This is a genomic window from Stenotrophomonas sp. GD04145 (genome assembly GCF_029835135.1).
GTDB classification, from domain to species: domain Bacteria; phylum Pseudomonadota; class Gammaproteobacteria; order Xanthomonadales; family Xanthomonadaceae; genus Stenotrophomonas; species Stenotrophomonas maltophilia_P.
Genome location: NZ_JAODZG010000010.1, coordinates 56,582 through 74,030, shown reverse-complemented (window position 1 = coordinate 74,030; position 17,449 = coordinate 56,582). Strand labels below are relative to the sequence as shown.

Sequence of the window (17,449 nt, the reverse complement as noted above, 5' to 3'; positions counted from 1 at the left end):
CGGATGAGCCCGTCATAAGGCTGCGCCCCGCTTGCTGAAGAATTCAGGTTCAGGCCATGTCCGGTCCACCGCACCGCCGTGGCAGTGCCGCCTCCAGCACAACCTGCCCTGCGTCGTTGCGCGCGGTCAATCGACCGCCGTGAGCGCGCACGAACTGATCGACGATGTACAGCCCCAGGCCGAGGCCCTTGCTCTGGTGGAAGCTGGCCTTGAAGGGCTCGAACAGCCGCGGCAGCAGCGCCGCGTCGATGTGGCCGGCATTGCTGACCCGCAGCACCACCCGCTGCGGGTCACGCCCGTCCAGTTGGACATGTGCTTCGCCGGCATGCGTCAGTGCGTTGCCGATCAGGTTCGATGCGACCTGCCCCAACCGGTCCATGTCGCCCTGCAGGACGGTATCGCCCTGCGCCTGGAAGCGGATCCGCTCGAGTCCGTGGGCACTGCCCGCCTCCGCAATGACCGCGCGGGCCAAGGCGTCGAGGTCGCAGGTCGTGGTCTGCAATCGCAGGCCGCCGCTGCGGATGCGCGAGAAGTCCAGCAGCTGCTCGACCATCCGTGCCATGCGCAGCGTGCTTGCTTCCAGGTGCTGCAATGTCTGCTGTGCAGCGGAATTGCCCGCAGGCAGTTCCAGGCTGAGCTTGTCCGCGCAGAGCAGGATGGCTGACAGCGGCGTCCGCAGGTCGTGGGTAAGCACCGCGGCCATGGTCTCGTTCAACTTCAGCGCGCGCTCCAGGGCTTCGTTGCGCACCTTCAGCAGCTGCCGCTGCTGGTACAGCTCGATGAACACATTGACCTTTCCGAGGATCACCTGCGGCGCCACCGGCTTGTGCAGGAAATCCACCGCGCCGGTCTCGTATCCCTTGAACGCGCGCACCGGATCATCCGGCGACGCGGTGAGGAAGATGATCGGCACGTCGCGGCTGCGCAGCGAGCCCCGCATCAGTTCCGCCAGCGTGAAGCCGTCGATCTCGGGCATGTGCACATCCAGCAGCGCCAGCGCCACCTCGTGCTCGAGCAGCAGTTCGAGCGCCTGGGCGCCGGAGCTGGCCAGCAGCAGGTTGACGCCCTCGCGCTGCAGCAGTGCCTGCATCGCCACCAGGTTCTGTGCAACGTCATCGACGATCAACAGGTTGACCGGGGCCTGGGCCTGCGCAGGGTCCGGTGGCAACAGGTTCATGAAAACAACTCCTTCAAGCGGCGACACATCAGTTCAAGGGGCAGCACCGCATCGGCGCCGGCATGCTGCAGGGCCGAGGCCGGCATCATCGAAGCTTCGGCCTCTTCGGGGCATTGCAGCCAGGCGCGACCTCCCGCCTCGCGCACTGCCGCCACGCCTTCGGAGCCGTCACTGCTGGCGCCGGTCAGCAGCAGTGCCAGCACGCGCGGACCAAACACCGCCGCGGCCGATTCAAACAGGGGGTCGATGGCCGGACGCGAATACAGCACAGGGGGATCGATCGACAGGGCAACCGAGGATCGGTCTTCCACCAGCAGGTGATAGTCCGGCGGCGCAAACGTCACCGTACCGCGCTCTATCGGCTGCTTGTCCTCCGCCTCGCGCACCGGCACCGCGCAATGCGGCGCCAGCACCTCGACGATGCGGCTGTTGCGGTCACGGGGCACATGCAGAACCACCAGCACCGGCACCGACAGGCCCGCCGGCAGCGCCTGCACGATGGCCTGCAGGGCAGCGACCCCGCCAGCGGATGCACCGACCACCATCACCTCCGGCAGACCGGCGTCATTCATCAGGCGACCTTCCGGTACAGCCGATGTTCGCGCGAACACACGTCGAACGCGTCGTGATGGCAACCGAACTGCAGCGACTCCTTGCTGCCCAGGCCGAGGAAGCCACGATGCACGAGCGCTTCCCGGAACAACCCCACGGCCCGGTCCTGCAGGTCCCGGTTGAAATAGATCAGCACATTCCGGCACGACACCAGGTGCACCTCGGAGAACACCGTGTCCGTCGCCAGGCTGTGGTCGGCGAACATGATGTTGCGTCGCAGGTGACGGTCGAACACGGCCCCGTCATACGCCGTCGAATAGTAGTCCGACAACGACGCCCTGCCCCCCGCCGCCAGATAATTGCGGCTGAACTGGGCCAGGCGATCGATCGGGTATGCGCCGGCCTCGGCGGTCACCAGGGCCCCGGGATTGATATCGGTGGCATAGACGATGCTGCGCTCCAGCAGCCCTTCTTCGTGCAGCAGCACCGCCAACGACCACACCTCCTCGCCCGTGCTGCAGCCCGCCACCCACAGCTTCACCGAAGGATAGGTGCGCAGCACCGGCACCACCTGCTCGCGCAGGGTGCGGAAATATGCCGGGTCCCGGAACATTTCCGAGACCTGCACGGTGAAGAACTGCATCGCCTGAGTGAACAGCTCCGGCTCGTGGAGCAGGCGATGCTGCAGGTCCGACAGCTTCTCGCACTCGTAGCGCTGCATGGCCTGACGCATGCGCCGTCGCAGCGACGACACCGCGTAGCTGCGGAAGTCGTAGTGGTAGCGCTGATAGATCGCCTCCAGCAGCACCTTCAGCTCCAGGTCGAACAAGGCCTGCTCGTTCATTGACGCGAGCACCACACCCGGCACAACGAAACCAGCTTGTCGACATCGATCGGCTTGGCGATGTAGTCGTTGGCGCCGGCCTGCAGGCAACGCTCGCGGTCATCGGGCATGGCCTTTGCGGTCAACGCGATGATCGGGAGATCCTGCAGGTGGCGCTGCGCACGGATCTCGCGCATCGCCGTCAGACCATCCTTCTCCGGCATCATGATGTCCATCAGCACCAGGTCCACCTCGCGCTGCGCCAGCCGATCGACCGCCTCCTGGCCGTTGCGCGCGATCTCGAGGTTGACACCCAGCGGCTCGAGCACGCTCGACAGCGCGAAGATGTTGCGCACATCATCCTCGGCCAGCAGTACGGTGCGCCCATCAAGGATGGTGTCGCGCCGGCGCGCCTCGCGCAGCAGGCGCTGCTGATCGGTGGGCAGGCTCGCCTCCACGCTGTGCAGGAACAGGGTGACCTCGTCCAGCAGGCGCTCGGGAGAGCGCGCACCCTTGATGATGATGCTCTTGGAATAACGACGCAGCCGTTGTTCTTCCTCGCGGCTGAGCGCACGTCCGGTGTAGACGATCACCGGCGGGAAGCCGACGTCATCATTGCCGGCCATGTGTTCAAGCAGGTCGTAACCGCTGCCGTCCGGCAGGGAAAGATCCATCACCATGCAGTCGAACGTGACACTGCTGAGCTGCTCCAGCGCTGCGGCCAGTGTACCGACGGCGACGATCTGCAGTTGATCACGCCCCAGCAGCAGCTCCAGGTTGCGCCTCAGCTCGCTGTCATCCTCGACGATCAGCAGGCGCCTGACATCGCGTTGGCTGGTCTGCTCGAGCTGCTCGATGGCCGCCGCCAGCCGCTCGCGCGTGGTCGGCTTGATCGCATAGCCGATCGCGCCAAGCTCACGGGCCACCTGGCTGCGGTCCATCGCCGAGACCACGTGCACGGGGATGTGCCGCGTGTCCGGGTTGCGCTTCAGACGCTCCAGCACGCTCAGACCTGACACGTCGGGCAGGCCGATGTCGAGCAGGATGCCGTTCGGCCGTAGTTCGGCAGCCAGCGCCAGCGCTTCCTCTGCCGTGCCGGCAACCACGCAGTCGAAGTCCAGTTCATGCGCCAGCACCACCAGCGCTTCGGCGAATGCCACGTCGTCCTCCACCGCCAGGATCAGGCGTCCCATGCGCTGCCGCCGGCCACGATCATCTGGAACGTGTGTGGCAGCTGCGGGCGGGGGCGCAGGTGCAGTCGGCGCCATCTGTGCAACCACCGGACGCGCTGCCGGAGTCGCCACGCGCGCGGGCTCCGCTCCCGGCTCCGGCGCGGACACGGGGGCGCCCTGCAGTGGAAGCTCCAGCACGAAACAGCTGCCACGCCCCGGTTCGCTGTCCACCTGGATTTCGCCGCCCATGCGGGCAGCCAGGTCGCGCGAGATCGACAGGCCCAACCCGGTGCCGCCATAGCGCCGGCGGGTGCTGCCATCAGCCTGGCGGAAAGCCTCGAAGATCACCTGCAACTGCTCGCGCGCGATGCCGATGCCCGTATCACAGACCTCGAAGCGGATGCGGCCACTGCCGCCGGGACGCACGTGCAGGCTGACCTTGCCGTGCTCGGTGAACTTCAGTGCATTGGCCAGAAGGTTCTTCAGAATCTGCTGCAGGCGCTGGCTGTCCACCACCAGCTGACCCGGCGCCAGCGCATCGGCGCTGATCTCCAGGGCCAGGCCCTTCTGCCGCGCGATCGGATCGAAGGTCTCGCGCAGCCGCTGCAGCGCGCTGTCGACCGCGACCACTTCATCGCTCAGTTCGACATGCCCGGCTTCGATGCGCGACAGGTCGAGAATGTCATTGATCAGCGCCAGCAGATCGTTGTTCGACGACAGGATTGCCCGTGCGTACTTCACCTGCTCTTCGGTGAGCGTACCGTCCTTGTTGTCGGCCAGCAGCTTGGCCAGGATCAACGAGCTGTTCAGCGGCGTACGCAGCTCGTGCGACATGTTGGCCAGGAACTCGGACTTGTAGCGCGACGTCGCCGCCAGCTCGTTGCTATTGCGCACCAGCTGGCTCTGCGCAACCAGCAGGGCCTGCTTCTGCGCCTCCAGCTCGTGCGTGCGCTCCTCAAGCTGTACGTTGCTCTGCTCCAGTTCGGCCTGCTGCTGTTCCAGATGGGTCTGCGACTGCAGCAGGCTGCGGCTCTGCTCTTCCAGCTCCTCGTTGGCCACGCGCAGTTCTTCCTGCTGGGCCTGCAGCTCCTCTCCCTGGCGCTGCGACTCCTCCAGCAGCACGACCAGCTGCGCGCGCAGCAGCGACGCCCGCAGGGCCATGCCGATGGTGTCGCCACAGCGGTCCAGCAGTTCGCGGTCCAGATCACGCTGTTCGCCGACGCTGGATCGACCCAGCTCGACGATGCCGACCACGGCACCGTCACTGGTGATCGGTGCAAGGATCCGCTCACGCACCGGAACCCGCCCCAGGCTGCTCTGGAGTTCAAGTACCGAGGCCTCATCGCCCTGCAGGTGGCGGGTGCGCAGGTCGCGCGCGACCTGTCCGGCCAGCCCCTCCTGCAGTGCCAGCGACGCCGGCATGCCGGCCGGCAACGCCAGTCCGCCCGTCAATTGCAGGCGGCCGCCCTCAAGCCGGTACACGGCGCCGACATCGGCCTGCAGCTGCGAGGCCAGGCTGGTCGCCGCCGCCTCGGCGATCTGCTCCGGCCCCAGGTCTCCCCGCAGGCTCATGGCCACGGCGTTCTCCGCCTCCTGCAGCCACAGGGCGCGCATGGCCTGCCGGCGCGCCTGGATGGCGCGGGACACGATCAGCGCGATCATCAGGAAGGCCGCACCGCCGATGGTGCGGTTCACCAGCGAGAACGCCGAATTCGTGCTTGCCGGGGCAATGTGATAGCCCACCATCAGCAGCGCGCAGGCCAGCACCGCGACCACGAACGGTGCGCGTGCACTCCGCTGGAACACCGTCACGCCAACGGCCAGGAAGTAGGCCAGCCACACCGCATAACCCAGAGGCACGACAAGTTCCAGTGCGATGGTTGCGGCCAGCAATGCGGCGGCAGTCATCCATATCCAGCGGTCGCGCGAGGTTGCACCGGGACGCATACGGGGCGATTCCAGAAGGCAAAGAAGTGCGTGATGGTACCCCGTGTCGTATTCAGCCGCATACGACCAATGGCACGGGCAATCCCTGCACACATCCTTCACACTGCAGTGCCTAGCTTTCCGGCCCTCACAGGGGTAATGCTCATTTCCACGTGGACGCACCCGCTTCTACGAGGTCCGCTCTGACGGACACTTCCCAACAGCTGCGCCTGCTGATAGACAGCGTGCGGGACCATGCGCTGTATCTGCTCGATCCCGAGGGCATCGTCTGCAGCTGGAACCCCGGGGCCGAACGCATCAAGGGGTATGCAGCCGACGAAGTCATCGGGACCCACTTCGGACGCTTCTATCTGCCAGCAGACCGCGACGCCGGCGAGCCGCAGCGGCTGCTCCGGCTGGCCGCGCAGCAGGGTCATTGCTCCGCCGAAGGCTGGCGCGTCCGTCGCGACCGCGCCTCGTTCCGCGCCAGCATCGTGATCGAGCCGGTGCTGGAGAACGGCGAACTGCTCGGCTACGTCAAGATTACCCGCGACATCACCGAACAATGGCAGGCGCAGCGCCTGCTGCGTGACGCACAGCGTGCACTCCGGCAGACCCAGCAGTTCGAGACGGTCGGCCGGCTGAGTCGTGGGCTCTCGCATGAATTCAATAATCTGTTGACCACCATCGGCAACGCACTGGATCTGCTGGCGCTGCGCGTGGGCAGTGATCCGCGGGCCCACGAACTGCTTTCCACTGCACAGACGGCGACCGACCGCGGCGCATTGTTGACCCGCCAGTTGCTTGCCTTCAGCACCGGGCAGACCCTGATCCGTGAACCGGTGGACGTCAACGAACTGATCGTCGAGTCTTTGCCGGGCCTGCGGCGCGCGCATGCCTCGGGTACACTGCTGGGCACGGAACTGGCTCACGATCTGCCGCCGGTGTGCACCGACGCGCTGCAGCTGCAGACCGCCCTGGCGAACCTGGTCGCGAACGCTGTCGAAGCCACGGCCGATGGCGGCCACGTGCTGATCGCCACCGCACTGGAGCATCGCCTTGATCCGGATGGAGAGGCTGGCCAGCAGCGCAGATACGTGACGGTGAGCGTGCGTGACCAGGGGCGTGGCATGCCCGTCGATGTGGCGGAACGCGCGACAGAGCCTTTCTTCACCACCAAGGACATCGGCAAAGGCAGCGGACTGGGCCTGAGCCAGGTGTTCGGATTCACCACCCAGAGCGGCGGCTTCGTCGATGTCTCCACCACGCCAGGCGTCGGCACCACAGTCAGCCTGCTGTTACCCGCACTAGAGGAACCCGCCCCATGACCGATGATCCGATCCGCGTGCTGATGGTGGAGGACCAGACCGACCTGCGCGAAATGATAGGGCTGGCCCTGCGCGATTTCGGCATCGACGTGGCGACCACGGCCGACGGTCATGAAGCAGTGGCCCTGCTACGCGGCGATACCCGCTTCGACGTGGTGTTCAGCGACGTCAGCATGCCCAATGGCATGTCCGGCATTGAACTGAGCGAACACGTCGCGCGCGACCAGCCGCACGCCCGCATGATCCTCTCCTCCGGCTATGCGCGTTCGCAGCTGCCTCCCCTGCCCGAACAGGTCGAGTTCCTGCCCAAACCCTATCGGCTGCGGCAACTGGTGGAGCTGCTCAGGCAGGACTGAGCCTCGCCAAGTGCGTCAGGGGAGTTTTTCCCTGTCCGCACGCCTGCTGCGGCCCCTGCGCCGACGGTGAACCCGGCTGCAGATTTCAAGAATTCCGAGCACGCAGGCGAACACCGCGGCCACTTTGCCAAGGGCGATCAGCAGGTGCATGGCGACTCCCGTCTGGACCGAAGGCGTGCAGGTGGCCGGGTACCCCTCCCGGCATTGGGGGCCACTGTAGGCCCGGCAAACCCATGCAGCCCGCAGACTGCTATGCGTTTCCGGCAAGAATCACCCGCGGACTCAGTCATCCAGAGAGTCGGCCTCGCCCGGTTTCCGGCTGATCCGCGATCTTCGCCAGCCGCCGTGGGAGCGGAAGTAGCCGGTGTCCCCGCTCACGGTATAGCGCAGCGCTGCCCACGCGGCAGCGACCAGGGAGGCCTGCCAGCCCCGCGCCTTGCGGAAGGCGTACTGGAAACGCCCCATCACCCGGCCGCCGGGGGGATGATCGGGAAGGCGGGGCGGCGTGCGCGTCCAGGGAAGACGGCATGGCCCACCCGGCAGCACAGGGGGACGGCGCCCGGTCCGACGCCAACGGACGTCACGGCATTGCGATTCATTCGGATCCTGCTGGTCATGGGGGAAGCGCTGCGCACGGCAGGCTCAAGGCCTGCCACGAGTCCCCCTGCCGACCCGTCACGCTGCAGTGAAACTGGGCGCTGAGCAGTTAGCCTTGTGTGAAAACGGCTTGCTTACCTGACTGGATGTTCAGGCTCGGCGCTCGAGGGAACCTCGTCAGGATGATGAATGGGGGGCGGCGGCGGATCAGCCGCGCCAGGCAGATCGCGGCTGCCCTGACACTTGCGGAATCAACTGCGGCCCATTGTTCATGGTGACCCCGGCCCGATTCGAACCGGCAACCTTCCCCTGTAGGAGGGGCGACTCGGCTATACGTAGCAAAGGCCTTGGACCGGACTGTGCCAAAACTGTGGCTATTGCCTCAGAATTCGTGGAGCGGAGGGTTCGGACGACGGTAGGTGAGATGGTTCACACTACCCCTCCCCCAAAAAATTGCAGGTTTGCACGGCCAGCCCTGTGAGCGGCGCGTTGGTGATTGCTGGCACAGGCACGAGGTCATGCAGGAAGGAGCAGTGCAACTGCGGCCCGACGGGCCGCAGTTGTGCAACACCTTGAATTTTTCAGAATTTAGACCGGGTTTTCCTGGAACGGTGGCTTTACAGTAACGACGCCGGTGCAATTTCCGACGCAACCACCGGAGCCGCCGAGGTTGGTACCACCACCGCCGCCATGACCGCCGCCACTGTTGCCGCCATCTCCGGTACCACCACCGCCCGGCGGAGTGTTGTCTTTGGCGCCGCCACCCAGGAAGTCACCGGAATCGGTTAGCGTGTAAGTTGTGCAGAACGAGCCTGCACACACGGTTACAGTGTCGTTGGTAAATAGCCTTTCCCCCTTCAACGACATAGTGAGTTTGAAATCCTTGAGGAACGCCAGCGTTGACGTATCAGGCATGTAAGGAGCCACCTTACATTTGTCGCATTTGAACGGCCCCCAATTCCTCGGTGGAACCCAGTCAGCGGCAACCGCCAAACCCGCAACCACGAAGCCTGTAGCAACTGCAGAGAGCGCCAAGAATTTCTTCTTGCTGATTTTCATCTATCAAAAACTCCATTTCAAAGAGTACAGCAGGACTTGTAGATGCGGCGCGACAACAACACTCCCGACTCCCGCTGCCTTGCCGAGAGATTGCTTTCCAGATTACTAATGAGTGCGGGCCCAGATGAGTCTGGCTTCACCATGTTTGCGGCGAGAGCGTAGGCATAGGCAAGCTCCAGGTTCTGATCGACCATAATGCCGTTTTCATAGGCGCTCGAAAGTCGAGCAATGGCATCCACGTTTCCGGTACCTGCAACCTCTTTCAGGTAGGAGATGGATTGCTCCTTCCATTCGATCACCTTTTCAGGGTGACTAACTCGGTCAGCGGCGTCGCCAATGATGGAGTTGGAGTCGATTGAGTAATACAGTTTCGCCTCCATAGAACCTTGCCGTGCCGCAGTCTCAAGCCACCGCTCTTCCGTGATATCTCGGGCAGTTGACAGGGCTGCGCATTCGGAAATTTTGCGCTCGGTTTTCTCAAGGTTCTTGAGGTCGCTGGTTCCGACCGCACCGACAGGAGGCCCGCGGTCAGCGGCTCCGCTCAAGTAGTTGCGGCAATCGGAGACGGCCAGATAGATGCTGAATGTGGCGAGGGGGTCGCCAGACTTGGATCTAGGAATAAGACCACGAATGTACCCAAGAGCATCCCCAGGTGGACGCGCATCATCTAAACGAAGTATCTGATACGCCTTCGCGCCTAGTGGTTGGAAGACTGTCGGATCAATCCTTCTCCTAGCATCTTCGATCGATCCCCGAAGCACCAGGGGCACCTGCTTGGAACCAGTGAAGCCCGATCTTTGCGAATCAGAACTGCGGACGCTTTGGGCTGCAACGCTGTCTTGATCCCCTACTGGGCCTACGACGAGGTAGGACAACACGGCCGCTACCCCAAGCGTGACGGCCGCGGCCAACGCGTGTTTCGTTTTCATTCCGTGCAATCTCAATCTTGCCCTCACTTCGAGTGAGAGATGAATTCTTAACGAGTTCAAAATTGCAGAGATGTACCTTGCATGTCAATCAGAATTCTCTCAGCGCTGGGTAGGGCAAGCCCTACACACGGACGAGTAAGACGCCGACAAGCGCGACGCGATCGCTGCTATCAAGACCACTGATCGACGGAGGTGCCACTTCACCGAAGGTGCGTTGCAAGGCAGCACGCTAGAACGGCAGATTGTCAGGGAGATCCAGACCCGCCGCCTTGTGAGCGGCGCGTTGGTGACTGCTGGCACAGGCACGAAGGCGAGCTGCGCTGCGTTGTCGGCGTGCCTTTGACCTCCGGCTGCCGGAGCGATCACGCTCCAGTTCGCTGGCCAGGCGCAGCTGGCAGGCGGCCGCCGATTGCAGCCTTTCCTGCTCAAAGGACTCTCCTTTCATAGCCCAAGCATGGCCAGCACGAGTCGCTGCGGCTGCGACAGGCATACCGCCGGGCAAGTAGATCCCGGTGCCATGGTGGGCGAACGATCAGCGGTCTGCTCGGGCTTCGCTGCGCAGCCGCTGCAGCGCCGCCCTCACCCGCGCCTTCTGAGGATCCCTCGCCCAGGGCTTGGTCGCTGCTGGCGGCTTCCGCGGCTCAAGCGCTTCCTTGATACGCGTCAGATCCAACGCACCAGACTCAGCGAGGCGCCGCGCCTGTTGCTGCTGCTCGCGCGTAGGCGGAACGGGACGATGCAGCACGGAGGGTTGACCACCTCCATCCCCTCCATGGTCACTTCTCCTGCTGCCAGTAGAAGCAGGCGGACTTGTCGTTGCCCGTGGCTTTGGAGGCGTCCCTCAACAGCTCGACCGCCACCGTGCCGGCGCCGTGCTCGTTGCCGATCAGGCCCATTGTCTCAATGACGCCACCGGAGACCTTACCGGAGACCTTGTGGCACACCTGTCGCACGGCCTTGCCGGAGCGCGCCTCGTTCGTGCAGTGGAACTGAATCTCGTAGAACTTCTGCGCCGTGACAGCAGCCTCGACGCGCCCCAGAATGAAAAAGCCCCGGAGCGATCCGGAGGCTTCTATGTCACCGTGCGCTTTAATCTAGGTCAGAGGCGCGCACCTGTCAACCGTCAAACTCCAAGTTGTCTGCAGTGGATATAGGAGATGCAGTTGAACCTACGCACCTTGGATTCTCCAACAGAAAGTTGAACTGCGGCCCCATGATTGATATCCAAGAGTCTCCATACTGGGGTTCGTGATAGTGCGCCCATCGGCAGTCTGCGATCTCACGCGATGCGCGTTCCCCCGGAGACCCGTCTCGAAATTCATAGGTAGACCGCCTGTTCTCCACGCACCACTTCAGCACCTCTACCGCCTGAGGACTTAGATGGCTTATGGAATCGGACCTTCGACGGAATAAATCTTGGGACGCCTGCCGCTTTGCCTCGGCACTTGCCTCCCGTAGCCTTTGGCGGGCCTTACGCCTAGAAGACCGAATGAGCTTGACAGAGAGCCAGGTGCTCACCAGTCCGAACAAGAGGCTCAATCCAGTCGCCGTGACAACCCCTCCATATCCGAAGGCAACTTCAGCAACTATGCGATCCCATCCTAAGGCCGCGATACCCCACTCAAGTGCCACTCCAATTGGCAACCAAACGCTAGCCGCTACTGCGAGCTGCTTCAATGGATACAACTTCAGCTTGTCTGCCAGCCATTTGGCTGGTGCCGCGATATCTACAGCCATGGGAATCCCCCTAATGTGCAGGCGATTCTAAGCTGCTAGAGCGCCACCTTCCAATCGGCCTGAAACACGTTGAAATCCGAGTTCTACTAGGGACAAATACTGGCGGTTGGAAACGGCTCGCTGACCACAGTTGAACATCAGTAAGATCGCAGTCTCGAAACGCTCCACCTTCTTTCGACCTTGTCCGCAGTAGTAGGCGCGCAGTGCGCAGGCCATCGCCAAATGATCGCGGTTGATGCATGTGACGATATCCTCGATCATCTGGGGGCGGCAATCTGATTCGAGTGGTTTGTAACCCTGTACCTTTCCCGGTATGTCTCCCTTGTAGTCGATCAGCAAAGCCAGGAGGCTCTTGGACTGATGACCCAGATAGTCGCAATCTCGGTGCAATGCAAATGCCCTGTCCCAGTGTTCCAGCTCGGCCCGCACGTACGCCCCGAAAATGCCAATTTGCATGAGATTGATTCCACTTGGCAGTGAGGCGCTGCACCCGCCCACCGCGCACCTCGAACTGCTCCACCGGCTCGGCCTGGCCCCTGCCGATCGTGCCGGGCTCAACCCTCTTCAGTCGGGATACCGTGTAGTGATCTATCCGCCGCTCGCGCGGCGCACGCTGGGGGTTGATCGTCGGCGCCAAGGCCTTCGTCTTCTTCACGCTACCGCCCTAAGTTCGTCGATGTAGGTCTGGTTTGCAATAAGCTCGTCGTCGGAGCCGTACGTCTCATGGAAGGTCGGCGAGCCATCCAGCAGGCTCGGGCCATAGATCTGGCGCATCGTCGCGAAGGTGTTTCCCTCCATCAGATACCGCATGTTGTGCCACTTGCAGAGGGCGTAGCCGAACATGTGACCGCGCCACCGGCTCCCGCTCTTAACGTGGTTGTAGTCGCAGCCGTAGATCACGAGCTCCGGCTCCAGCAGCTGCTGCATCTGGAGCGACAGACAGGCCATGCACGGGCCCGTCTTGGCGAGCTCAATCCGGGCACCCTCTTCCCGGGTACCCTCTTCCTTCGTCGGGGGAGGCGCGTTCGACCACATCAGCTCTCACCGAAGCCGAGGTCAACTGCCGCGCGAGCCATGGCGGCACGTGCAGATTCACGATCACGCACCAGCCGCACGCCGGGCTGCGCGCAGCGCAGCATGGCGCCACCGCATGAGCGCCGCCCTCGCCCACCACTCTAACGAGCAGCGCGCCGCTGCAGTCGCTGGCATCATCGCCCGCGCCGGGCGCCGCTGAGGCTCCTCCCCTACCAGGTCGTCACCGCCGCCAGCATCGCCGCCAATGCCGTCCTGCGGCAGGACAAGAGCGCAGCAGGCGCCATGCTGCGGCCCGCCGCGCAGCGCGCGCACAGGCAGGTGCTGCATGAGCGCCCCTGACGCCAATCCCGTGCTGATGCTGCGCCGCGTGGGCATTGCGGCATCTGCCCGACCCGATCGTCGCGGTACACAAGGACACCGTGTCGGACTGGTTTAAAAAGGACTCAGAGCTCGCGGGCGTCGGCGGTCACTTTCATCGGCTGCGGCACACGTTCTGCGCACACATGGTGATGGCTGGCGTGCCCCTTCGTCGAGTCCAAGTTCTCGCCGGCCACGCCGACTATGCAACCACGGAGAAGTATTACGCTCACATAACCCCTGAGGGCAACGATGGTGCTGTTTCCAAGCTTAAATTCTGAGCTGCACAAGAAAAATCCCATTGCCCGTACCTTGCCGACTAGGACTTAGCGGTCACGCGACTGTAATGGGCAAGGAACTTGTTGCCGTCAGCGCTCACCACCAGACGCTTGAACCATCTAGCTTGTGCCGCCGGCAGCTTTTCAAATTGCAGAAGACCATAAGGCATAACTCTCAAGCCCACTTCATTGAAGAGAAATGCAGTGGGAGAACCCTGCTCACTATTACTTTGGATTCCTGCCATGAAGAATCGGGAATTGCCCACATAGAGGGTGAGTAAAGAGACCTCCGTATCTTTATCAGCGCCCGAGACTTCCTTGGGAATCTTGACCTTTTCATCATCAAGCATCTTGACGAGTTCTGAAAAAGGGATGCCAGAGAACTCTGGCTCTTTCGCCCGAGTTGCTACGCGCACCTTTGACGGGGCTGAAACTGGGGTACGCATGTGTTGCGCATGGGCATCGATGATCTGATCCATCACTGCTACCGTCTTTGCCGCCGCCCTGCGTTTGGCTTGCAGGATGCCCGCAATCTCTTCTATCAGCTGACTCAGATCTGCTTTGCTTGAAATCCTAGCTGCATGCTGCCCACTCAAGGGGCCCGGCAAATCACTGAAGTTCACCTCATCCGTAAGCAACGGCTTCAAGTGCTTCTTTGAACCCCAGGCGGCACCGAGCTCAAATAGCACCCAGCCTGAGCTGAGGGCATTACTAGTGATAAGGCCAATTATTACAGCGCTGTCGCCCAAGTCATCGCGTAGCGTGGAGGATGAGTCGCTTCCCACCGGGAGTTTGTGACCCGCAACTGACGTACAGCGAACTTCTTCATCCGCCAACACCAAGTTGCCCTGTAAAAACTCGACAACGGCCCCGGCGAGCTTTTCGTCCTTTGCGGTGTGACTGATGAACACCCGTATTGCCACATCCCCCTCCTTGAGTTCATAGCGCTAGAGCGGCGACTGTGCCATATGTGCCAAATCAGCAGAAAAACATACCACTCAGAAGGAACCTGGCACCGTTGAAATGACGGTAAGTCATTGATTCATGGTGACCCCGGCCCGATTCGAACGGGCGACCTTCCCCTTAGGAGGGGGACGCTCTATCCAGCTGAGCTACGGGGCCTTGCGCAAGCGGTAAAGCATACCGCGTCCAGCTGAATGGACCAAGCCACCGACGATGGCCGCGCCATCGACCGCGGGTATGCTGGTGGCCGCCCCCACATCAGCCTCACCTGGATGCCCGAGTTCTGGCTTTTCCTCTCCAACCTGGGCGACAGCCGCTGGCTGCTGCCCATGGCCATGGTGCTGCTGCTGGCATTGCCGCGAAGCGAATCGTCCTTGAGTCGACGCTGGGCCGTCGCCATCGCCGTGACCGCTGGGCTGACAGTGGCGTCGAAGCTCGCATTCATGGGTTGGGGGATCGGCATCCGACGGCTGGACTTCACCGGTATTTCCGGGCACGCCGCCATGTCCAGCGTGGTGTACCCGGTGGCTCTATGGCTGACGGTGAGCACTGGCGAACGCAGGGACCTCCGCTGGTTCGCTGCTGGCTCTCTGCTGGCCGGTGCAATCGCGTATTCACGACTGCCTATTCAGGCGCATTCGACATCGGAGGTCATCTCCGGCCTGGCTCTGGGCCTGGCTGCAAGCTGTGCGGTGCTGGGGACATCGGTCGCCCCCTCGCGGCCGAAAGTGCGGGTGCTGTTGCTGGCCTGCGTGATGGGGCTGGTGGTTCCGGCGGCCATTTCGGATCTTCGGACACACGATCTCATCAGGGACGCCGCCAAGCTGCTGTCGGGGCGAAGCAGCACGCATGAGCGGCATGACCTCGGGATCTGAACCCGGCGCTTGACACTGCGGGCCTTCCGCCGCAAGATTGCGGTGAAATTTTCCCTAACGGAGTAGGTGCCTCTCCCATGTTCAAGAAGACGATCGCCGTTCTGGCCCTGGCGGCATTCTCCGCCTCCCCGATGATGGCCTTCGCGCAGGACGCGCAGGCAACCACTGACGCCGAAACCCCGGCTGCCGAAGTGACCGCCGGCGCTGAAGCCGCTGGCTATTCGAACGCTGCCATTTTCGGCACCACTGTAGTTGGCATTGCAGCCGCAGCTGTGGCTTACAGCATCGGTGGCGACAGCAGCAGCGGCAGCGACGACAATGGTGGCGGCGAACCCGGTGGTCCGGGTCCGGGCGGCCCAGGCACCGGCGGTACGGGCGGCACTGGCGGGACCGGCGGCACCGGCGGCTGATTCGCCCTGCTGTTCGAGCAAGCCCTCGCCGGGCAATGCACGGCGGGGGTTTTTTATGCCTGTCGGAAACCCACCACATGAACATGAAGCCTCTCCGTATTCTCGCCACTGCACTCACTGTGCTGGCCGTTTCCGGCTGCGCATTCGCGCCGGGTCAGCACCTGCGCCGAAGTGATGTCACTTCGCAGAGCAGCGACGATGGCCGACTGGAAATCGTCACCATCACCTCCAAGCTGATCGCCCAGGAGCATGCAGCTCGCAACGAACAGACGCTTCCTGCCGAGCTTTTCGATTACCAGCCCTCCCCTTACCAGGTCGGCATCGGTGACATCCTCTACGTGACGGTCTGGGATCACCCTGAGCTCACCGTACCCGCCGGCTCCCAACAACAGGGCGCGCTCGCCGGTCGTCTGGTGCAGAGCGATGGCACGCTGTTCTACCCCTACATCGGGAAGGTCAAGGCGGCGGGCAAGACCCCGTCTGAGATCCGTGAGGAAATCAGCCGGCGCCTCGCGCAGTACGTGGAATCGCCGCAGGTGGATGTGTCGGTCCTCAACTACGGCAGCCAGCGGGTGTGGGTCACCGGCGCGGCCGAGCGGTCCTCGCCCGTCCCACTCGGTACCTCGCCGCTTACCCTGACCGATGCCATCAGCCAGGCCGGACTGAACGCAGCCCAGGCGGATCTCTCGGGCATCCAGTTCAGCCGCGACGGAGTGAGCTACACCATCAACCTTGAAAGTCTGGCCAAGGAACATGGTGGGCGCCAGCTGTTCCTGAAGGATGGCGATTCAATTTATATCCCCTATCTGGATCGCAAGGAGGTCTTCGTCGTTGGCGAGGTCAACCTGCCAGGCGCGTACAGCTTCCGGACTGGCGACGTCACATTGAACCAGGCGCTCGGTCGTGCACGCGGGCTGCTGCAGCAGACGGCCAATGGCAATGCGGTGTACGTCATCCGCGGCAGCACCGATCTGCAGCAGGAGCCCTCGGTGATCTATCAGCTGGAAGCACGCTCACCAACAGCATTTGCCGTTGGCAGCCAGTTCAAGCTGCAGCCCGGGGACGTGGTGTTTGTCGGCGCCGCAGGTGTGAGCCGCTGGAACCGCTTCGTCAACCAGCTGCTGCCCTTCACCAATATCCTCTACACGGCCGCGCGCACCGGAACCGAAGTCAGGGACAACTGACATGGCGCGCACGGGAGCAGCCTCGGTGCGTTCATTCCGACGCACTTCAGGCCGTCTATTGCGCATGGCGTTGATCGCCGTGGCCCTCGTGCTTGCCGGTTGCACCACCGGCAGCCGGGCAACGGCGGACAGCTTCCGCCTGTTGCTGCACAAGCCCGTTGAGGTCAGCCCCGCTACCGTGGCGGCAAATCGCTTCCCGCAGGTGCTGGTCGAGACACGGGACCTGACCGCGGTGGCCGTTCTTGGCTACGTTGATGGTGGCCGGCAGCAGTGGTACGCCGGCACGCATGCCGTGATCGAGCTGGACGGCAACGGCGTGCTGCTGGGCTCAAGCGGGCTGGGACGTCAGTTGCAGACGCGGATCATCGGCGCGTCCCCCTTCGACCGCCTGACGTCGTTAAGCGGACCGGCACAGGTGCAACGCCAATACGACTGGATGTCGTCGTATCAGCTCGGCGTTGTCGTCACCGGCACGCTGACACCCGGCGCCACCGAGGAGGTCAGGATTCTCGGCCGCACCCGCACCCTGCAGCGATTCGTCGAGCATCTCCAGGGCGGCGGAATGGAAGCGCAGAACATCTACTGGGCGGACCCGGCGACCGGATTCATCTGGAAGAGCCGGCAGCATCTTGCCCCCGGGTACGTCGTGGAACTCACCCAGCTCAAGCCCTACCGTGCCCCGAAGGGATGA

Annotated in this window: 18 protein-coding genes and 1 tRNA gene; 7 read left to right on the top strand and 12 right to left on the bottom strand. The window is 63.2% G+C overall.

The features are described from left to right. Positions 1–49: 49 nt before the first annotated feature. From N7367_RS07960 to N7367_RS07945, 4 genes are read right to left on the bottom strand one after another with little or no spacing between them, the layout of a single operon-like run. Positions 50–1,177, bottom strand: a complete 1,128-nt coding sequence (locus N7367_RS07960) for a hybrid sensor histidine kinase/response regulator (RefSeq protein ID WP_053516742.1) — start codon at positions 1,175–1,177, stop codon at positions 50–52. Further along, a complete protein-coding gene (locus tag N7367_RS07955; protein ID WP_053516743.1) occupies positions 1,174–1,749 on the bottom strand; it encodes a chemotaxis protein CheB in 576 nt (191 codons plus the stop codon). The genes N7367_RS07960 and N7367_RS07955 overlap by 4 nt, the downstream gene beginning before the upstream one ends. Beyond that, a complete protein-coding gene (locus N7367_RS07950) occupies positions 1,749–2,573 on the bottom strand; it encodes a CheR family methyltransferase (RefSeq protein ID WP_065175572.1) in 825 nt (274 codons plus the stop codon). Before N7367_RS07950 ends, N7367_RS07955 begins: the two co-directional genes overlap by 1 nt. Further along, positions 2,570–5,671 carry a response regulator gene (locus tag N7367_RS07945; protein WP_279942134.1) on the bottom strand — a complete coding sequence of 1,034 codons (3,102 nt, stop codon included), beginning with the start codon at positions 5,669–5,671 and terminating at the stop codon, positions 2,570–2,572. Before N7367_RS07945 ends, N7367_RS07950 begins: the two co-directional genes overlap by 4 nt. A 152-nt stretch (positions 5,672–5,823) precedes the next feature. Here N7367_RS07945 and N7367_RS07940 point away from each other — a divergent pair, with 152 nt between their 5' ends. Continuing rightward, on the top strand, positions 5,824–6,978 hold the full coding sequence (locus N7367_RS07940; protein WP_279942133.1) for a PAS domain-containing sensor histidine kinase: 1,155 nt from the start codon (positions 5,824–5,826) through the stop codon (positions 6,976–6,978). Further along, on the top strand, positions 6,975–7,334 hold the full coding sequence (locus tag N7367_RS07935) for a response regulator (protein WP_053516753.1): 360 nt from the start codon (positions 6,975–6,977) through the stop codon (positions 7,332–7,334). The genes N7367_RS07940 and N7367_RS07935 overlap by 4 nt, the downstream gene beginning before the upstream one ends. A 15-nt stretch (positions 7,335–7,349) precedes the next feature. Here the strand turns inward: N7367_RS07935 and N7367_RS07930 are convergent, their stop codons facing one another. From N7367_RS07930 to N7367_RS07905, 6 genes are all read right to left on the bottom strand, one after another. Continuing rightward, positions 7,350–7,484 carry a hypothetical protein gene (locus tag N7367_RS07930; protein WP_258012811.1) on the bottom strand — a complete coding sequence of 45 codons (135 nt, stop codon included), beginning with the start codon at positions 7,482–7,484 and terminating at the stop codon, positions 7,350–7,352. A 132-nt stretch (positions 7,485–7,616) separates the two neighbouring features. Continuing rightward, entirely contained in the window at positions 7,617–7,799 is a 183-nt protein-coding gene (locus N7367_RS07925; protein ID WP_053516755.1) for a hypothetical protein, read from the bottom strand. A gap of 720 nt (positions 7,800–8,519) precedes the next feature. Continuing rightward, positions 8,520–8,990 (bottom strand): hypothetical protein, encoded by a 471-nt coding sequence (locus tag N7367_RS07920; protein WP_279942132.1) that lies wholly within the window; start codon positions 8,988–8,990, stop codon positions 8,520–8,522. A 17-nt stretch (positions 8,991–9,007) separates the two neighbouring features. Then, the gene (locus N7367_RS07915) at positions 9,008–9,919 is read right to left on the bottom strand and encodes a hypothetical protein (protein WP_279942131.1); all 912 of its coding nucleotides are present in this window, start codon (positions 9,917–9,919) and stop codon (positions 9,008–9,010) included. 1,764 nt (positions 9,920–11,683) lie between these two features. Beyond that, the gene (locus N7367_RS07910) at positions 11,684–12,112 is read right to left on the bottom strand and encodes a hypothetical protein (protein WP_279942129.1); all 429 of its coding nucleotides are present in this window, start codon (positions 12,110–12,112) and stop codon (positions 11,684–11,686) included. Between the two features lie 195 nt (positions 12,113–12,307). After that, positions 12,308–12,691: a Ref family recombination enhancement nuclease gene (locus N7367_RS07905; RefSeq protein ID WP_279942127.1), complete on the bottom strand. Its 384-nt coding sequence runs from the start codon at positions 12,689–12,691 to the stop codon at positions 12,308–12,310. A gap of 419 nt (positions 12,692–13,110) precedes the next feature. Here N7367_RS07905 and N7367_RS07900 point away from each other — a divergent pair, with 419 nt between their 5' ends. Continuing rightward, positions 13,111–13,329, top strand: a complete 219-nt coding sequence (locus N7367_RS07900; RefSeq protein WP_279942126.1) for a tyrosine-type recombinase/integrase — start codon at positions 13,111–13,113, stop codon at positions 13,327–13,329. A 38-nt stretch (positions 13,330–13,367) separates the two neighbouring features. Here the strand turns inward: N7367_RS07900 and N7367_RS07895 are convergent, their stop codons facing one another. Continuing rightward, the gene (locus tag N7367_RS07895) at positions 13,368–14,249 is read right to left on the bottom strand and encodes a toll/interleukin-1 receptor domain-containing protein (protein ID WP_279942125.1); all 882 of its coding nucleotides are present in this window, start codon (positions 14,247–14,249) and stop codon (positions 13,368–13,370) included. 122 nt (positions 14,250–14,371) lie between these two features. Continuing rightward, positions 14,372–14,448 (bottom strand) — tRNA-Arg (locus tag N7367_RS07890). A 35-nt stretch (positions 14,449–14,483) separates the two neighbouring features. Between N7367_RS07890 and N7367_RS07885 the strand changes: the two genes are divergently transcribed. From N7367_RS07885 to N7367_RS07870, 4 genes are all read left to right on the top strand, one after another. Then, complete coding sequence (locus tag N7367_RS07885) at positions 14,484–15,164, top strand: phosphatase PAP2 family protein (RefSeq protein ID WP_279942124.1); 681 nt, start codon at positions 14,484–14,486, stop codon at positions 15,162–15,164. Positions 15,165–15,241: 77 nt separating this feature from the next. Next, a complete protein-coding gene (locus tag N7367_RS07880) occupies positions 15,242–15,574 on the top strand; it encodes a hypothetical protein (RefSeq protein ID WP_053516758.1) in 333 nt (110 codons plus the stop codon). Between the two features lie 83 nt (positions 15,575–15,657). After that, positions 15,658–16,758 (top strand): polysaccharide biosynthesis/export family protein, encoded by a 1,101-nt coding sequence (locus tag N7367_RS07875; protein ID WP_180875995.1) that lies wholly within the window; start codon positions 15,658–15,660, stop codon positions 16,756–16,758. Positions 16,759–16,822: 64 nt separating this feature from the next. After that, positions 16,823–17,449 (top strand): YjbF family lipoprotein, encoded by a 627-nt coding sequence (locus N7367_RS07870; RefSeq protein WP_262101312.1) that lies wholly within the window; start codon positions 16,823–16,825, stop codon positions 17,447–17,449.

What these genes read in the sequence shown, in the direction of transcription:
- N7367_RS07960 (WP_053516742.1), bottom strand. Translation starts at nt 1,177, where the DNA reads ATGAACCTGTTGCCACCGGACCCTGCGCAGGCCCAGGCCCCGGTCAAC.
- N7367_RS07955 (WP_053516743.1), bottom strand. Translation starts at nt 1,749, where the DNA reads ATGAATGACGCCGGTCTGCCGGAGGTGATGGTGGTCGGTGCATCCGCT.
- N7367_RS07950 (WP_065175572.1), bottom strand. Translation starts at nt 2,573, where the DNA reads ATGAACGAGCAGGCCTTGTTCGACCTGGAGCTGAAGGTGCTGCTGGAG.
- N7367_RS07945 (WP_279942134.1), bottom strand. Translation starts at nt 5,671, where the DNA reads ATGCGTCCCGGTGCAACCTCGCGCGACCGCTGGATATGGATGACTGCC.
- N7367_RS07935 (WP_053516753.1), top strand. Translation starts at nt 6,975, where the DNA reads ATGACCGATGATCCGATCCGCGTGCTGATGGTGGAGGACCAGACCGAC.
- N7367_RS07930 (WP_258012811.1), bottom strand. Translation starts at nt 7,484, where the DNA reads ATGCACCTGCTGATCGCCCTTGGCAAAGTGGCCGCGGTGTTCGCCTGC.
- N7367_RS07925 (WP_053516755.1), bottom strand. Translation starts at nt 7,799, where the DNA reads ATGGGGCGTTTCCAGTACGCCTTCCGCAAGGCGCGGGGCTGGCAGGCC.
- N7367_RS07920 (WP_279942132.1), bottom strand. Translation starts at nt 8,990, where the DNA reads ATGAAAATCAGCAAGAAGAAATTCTTGGCGCTCTCTGCAGTTGCTACA.
- N7367_RS07915 (WP_279942131.1), bottom strand. Translation starts at nt 9,919, where the DNA reads ATGAAAACGAAACACGCGTTGGCCGCGGCCGTCACGCTTGGGGTAGCG.
- N7367_RS07910 (WP_279942129.1), bottom strand. Translation starts at nt 12,112, where the DNA reads ATGCAAATTGGCATTTTCGGGGCGTACGTGCGGGCCGAGCTGGAACAC.
- N7367_RS07905 (WP_279942127.1), bottom strand. Translation starts at nt 12,691, where the DNA reads ATGTGGTCGAACGCGCCTCCCCCGACGAAGGAAGAGGGTACCCGGGAA.
- N7367_RS07885 (WP_279942124.1), top strand. Translation starts at nt 14,484, where the DNA reads ATGGACCAAGCCACCGACGATGGCCGCGCCATCGACCGCGGGTATGCT.
- N7367_RS07880 (WP_053516758.1), top strand. Translation starts at nt 15,242, where the DNA reads ATGTTCAAGAAGACGATCGCCGTTCTGGCCCTGGCGGCATTCTCCGCC.
- N7367_RS07875 (WP_180875995.1), top strand. Translation starts at nt 15,658, where the DNA reads ATGAAGCCTCTCCGTATTCTCGCCACTGCACTCACTGTGCTGGCCGTT.
- N7367_RS07870 (WP_262101312.1), top strand. Translation starts at nt 16,823, where the DNA reads ATGGCGTTGATCGCCGTGGCCCTCGTGCTTGCCGGTTGCACCACCGGC.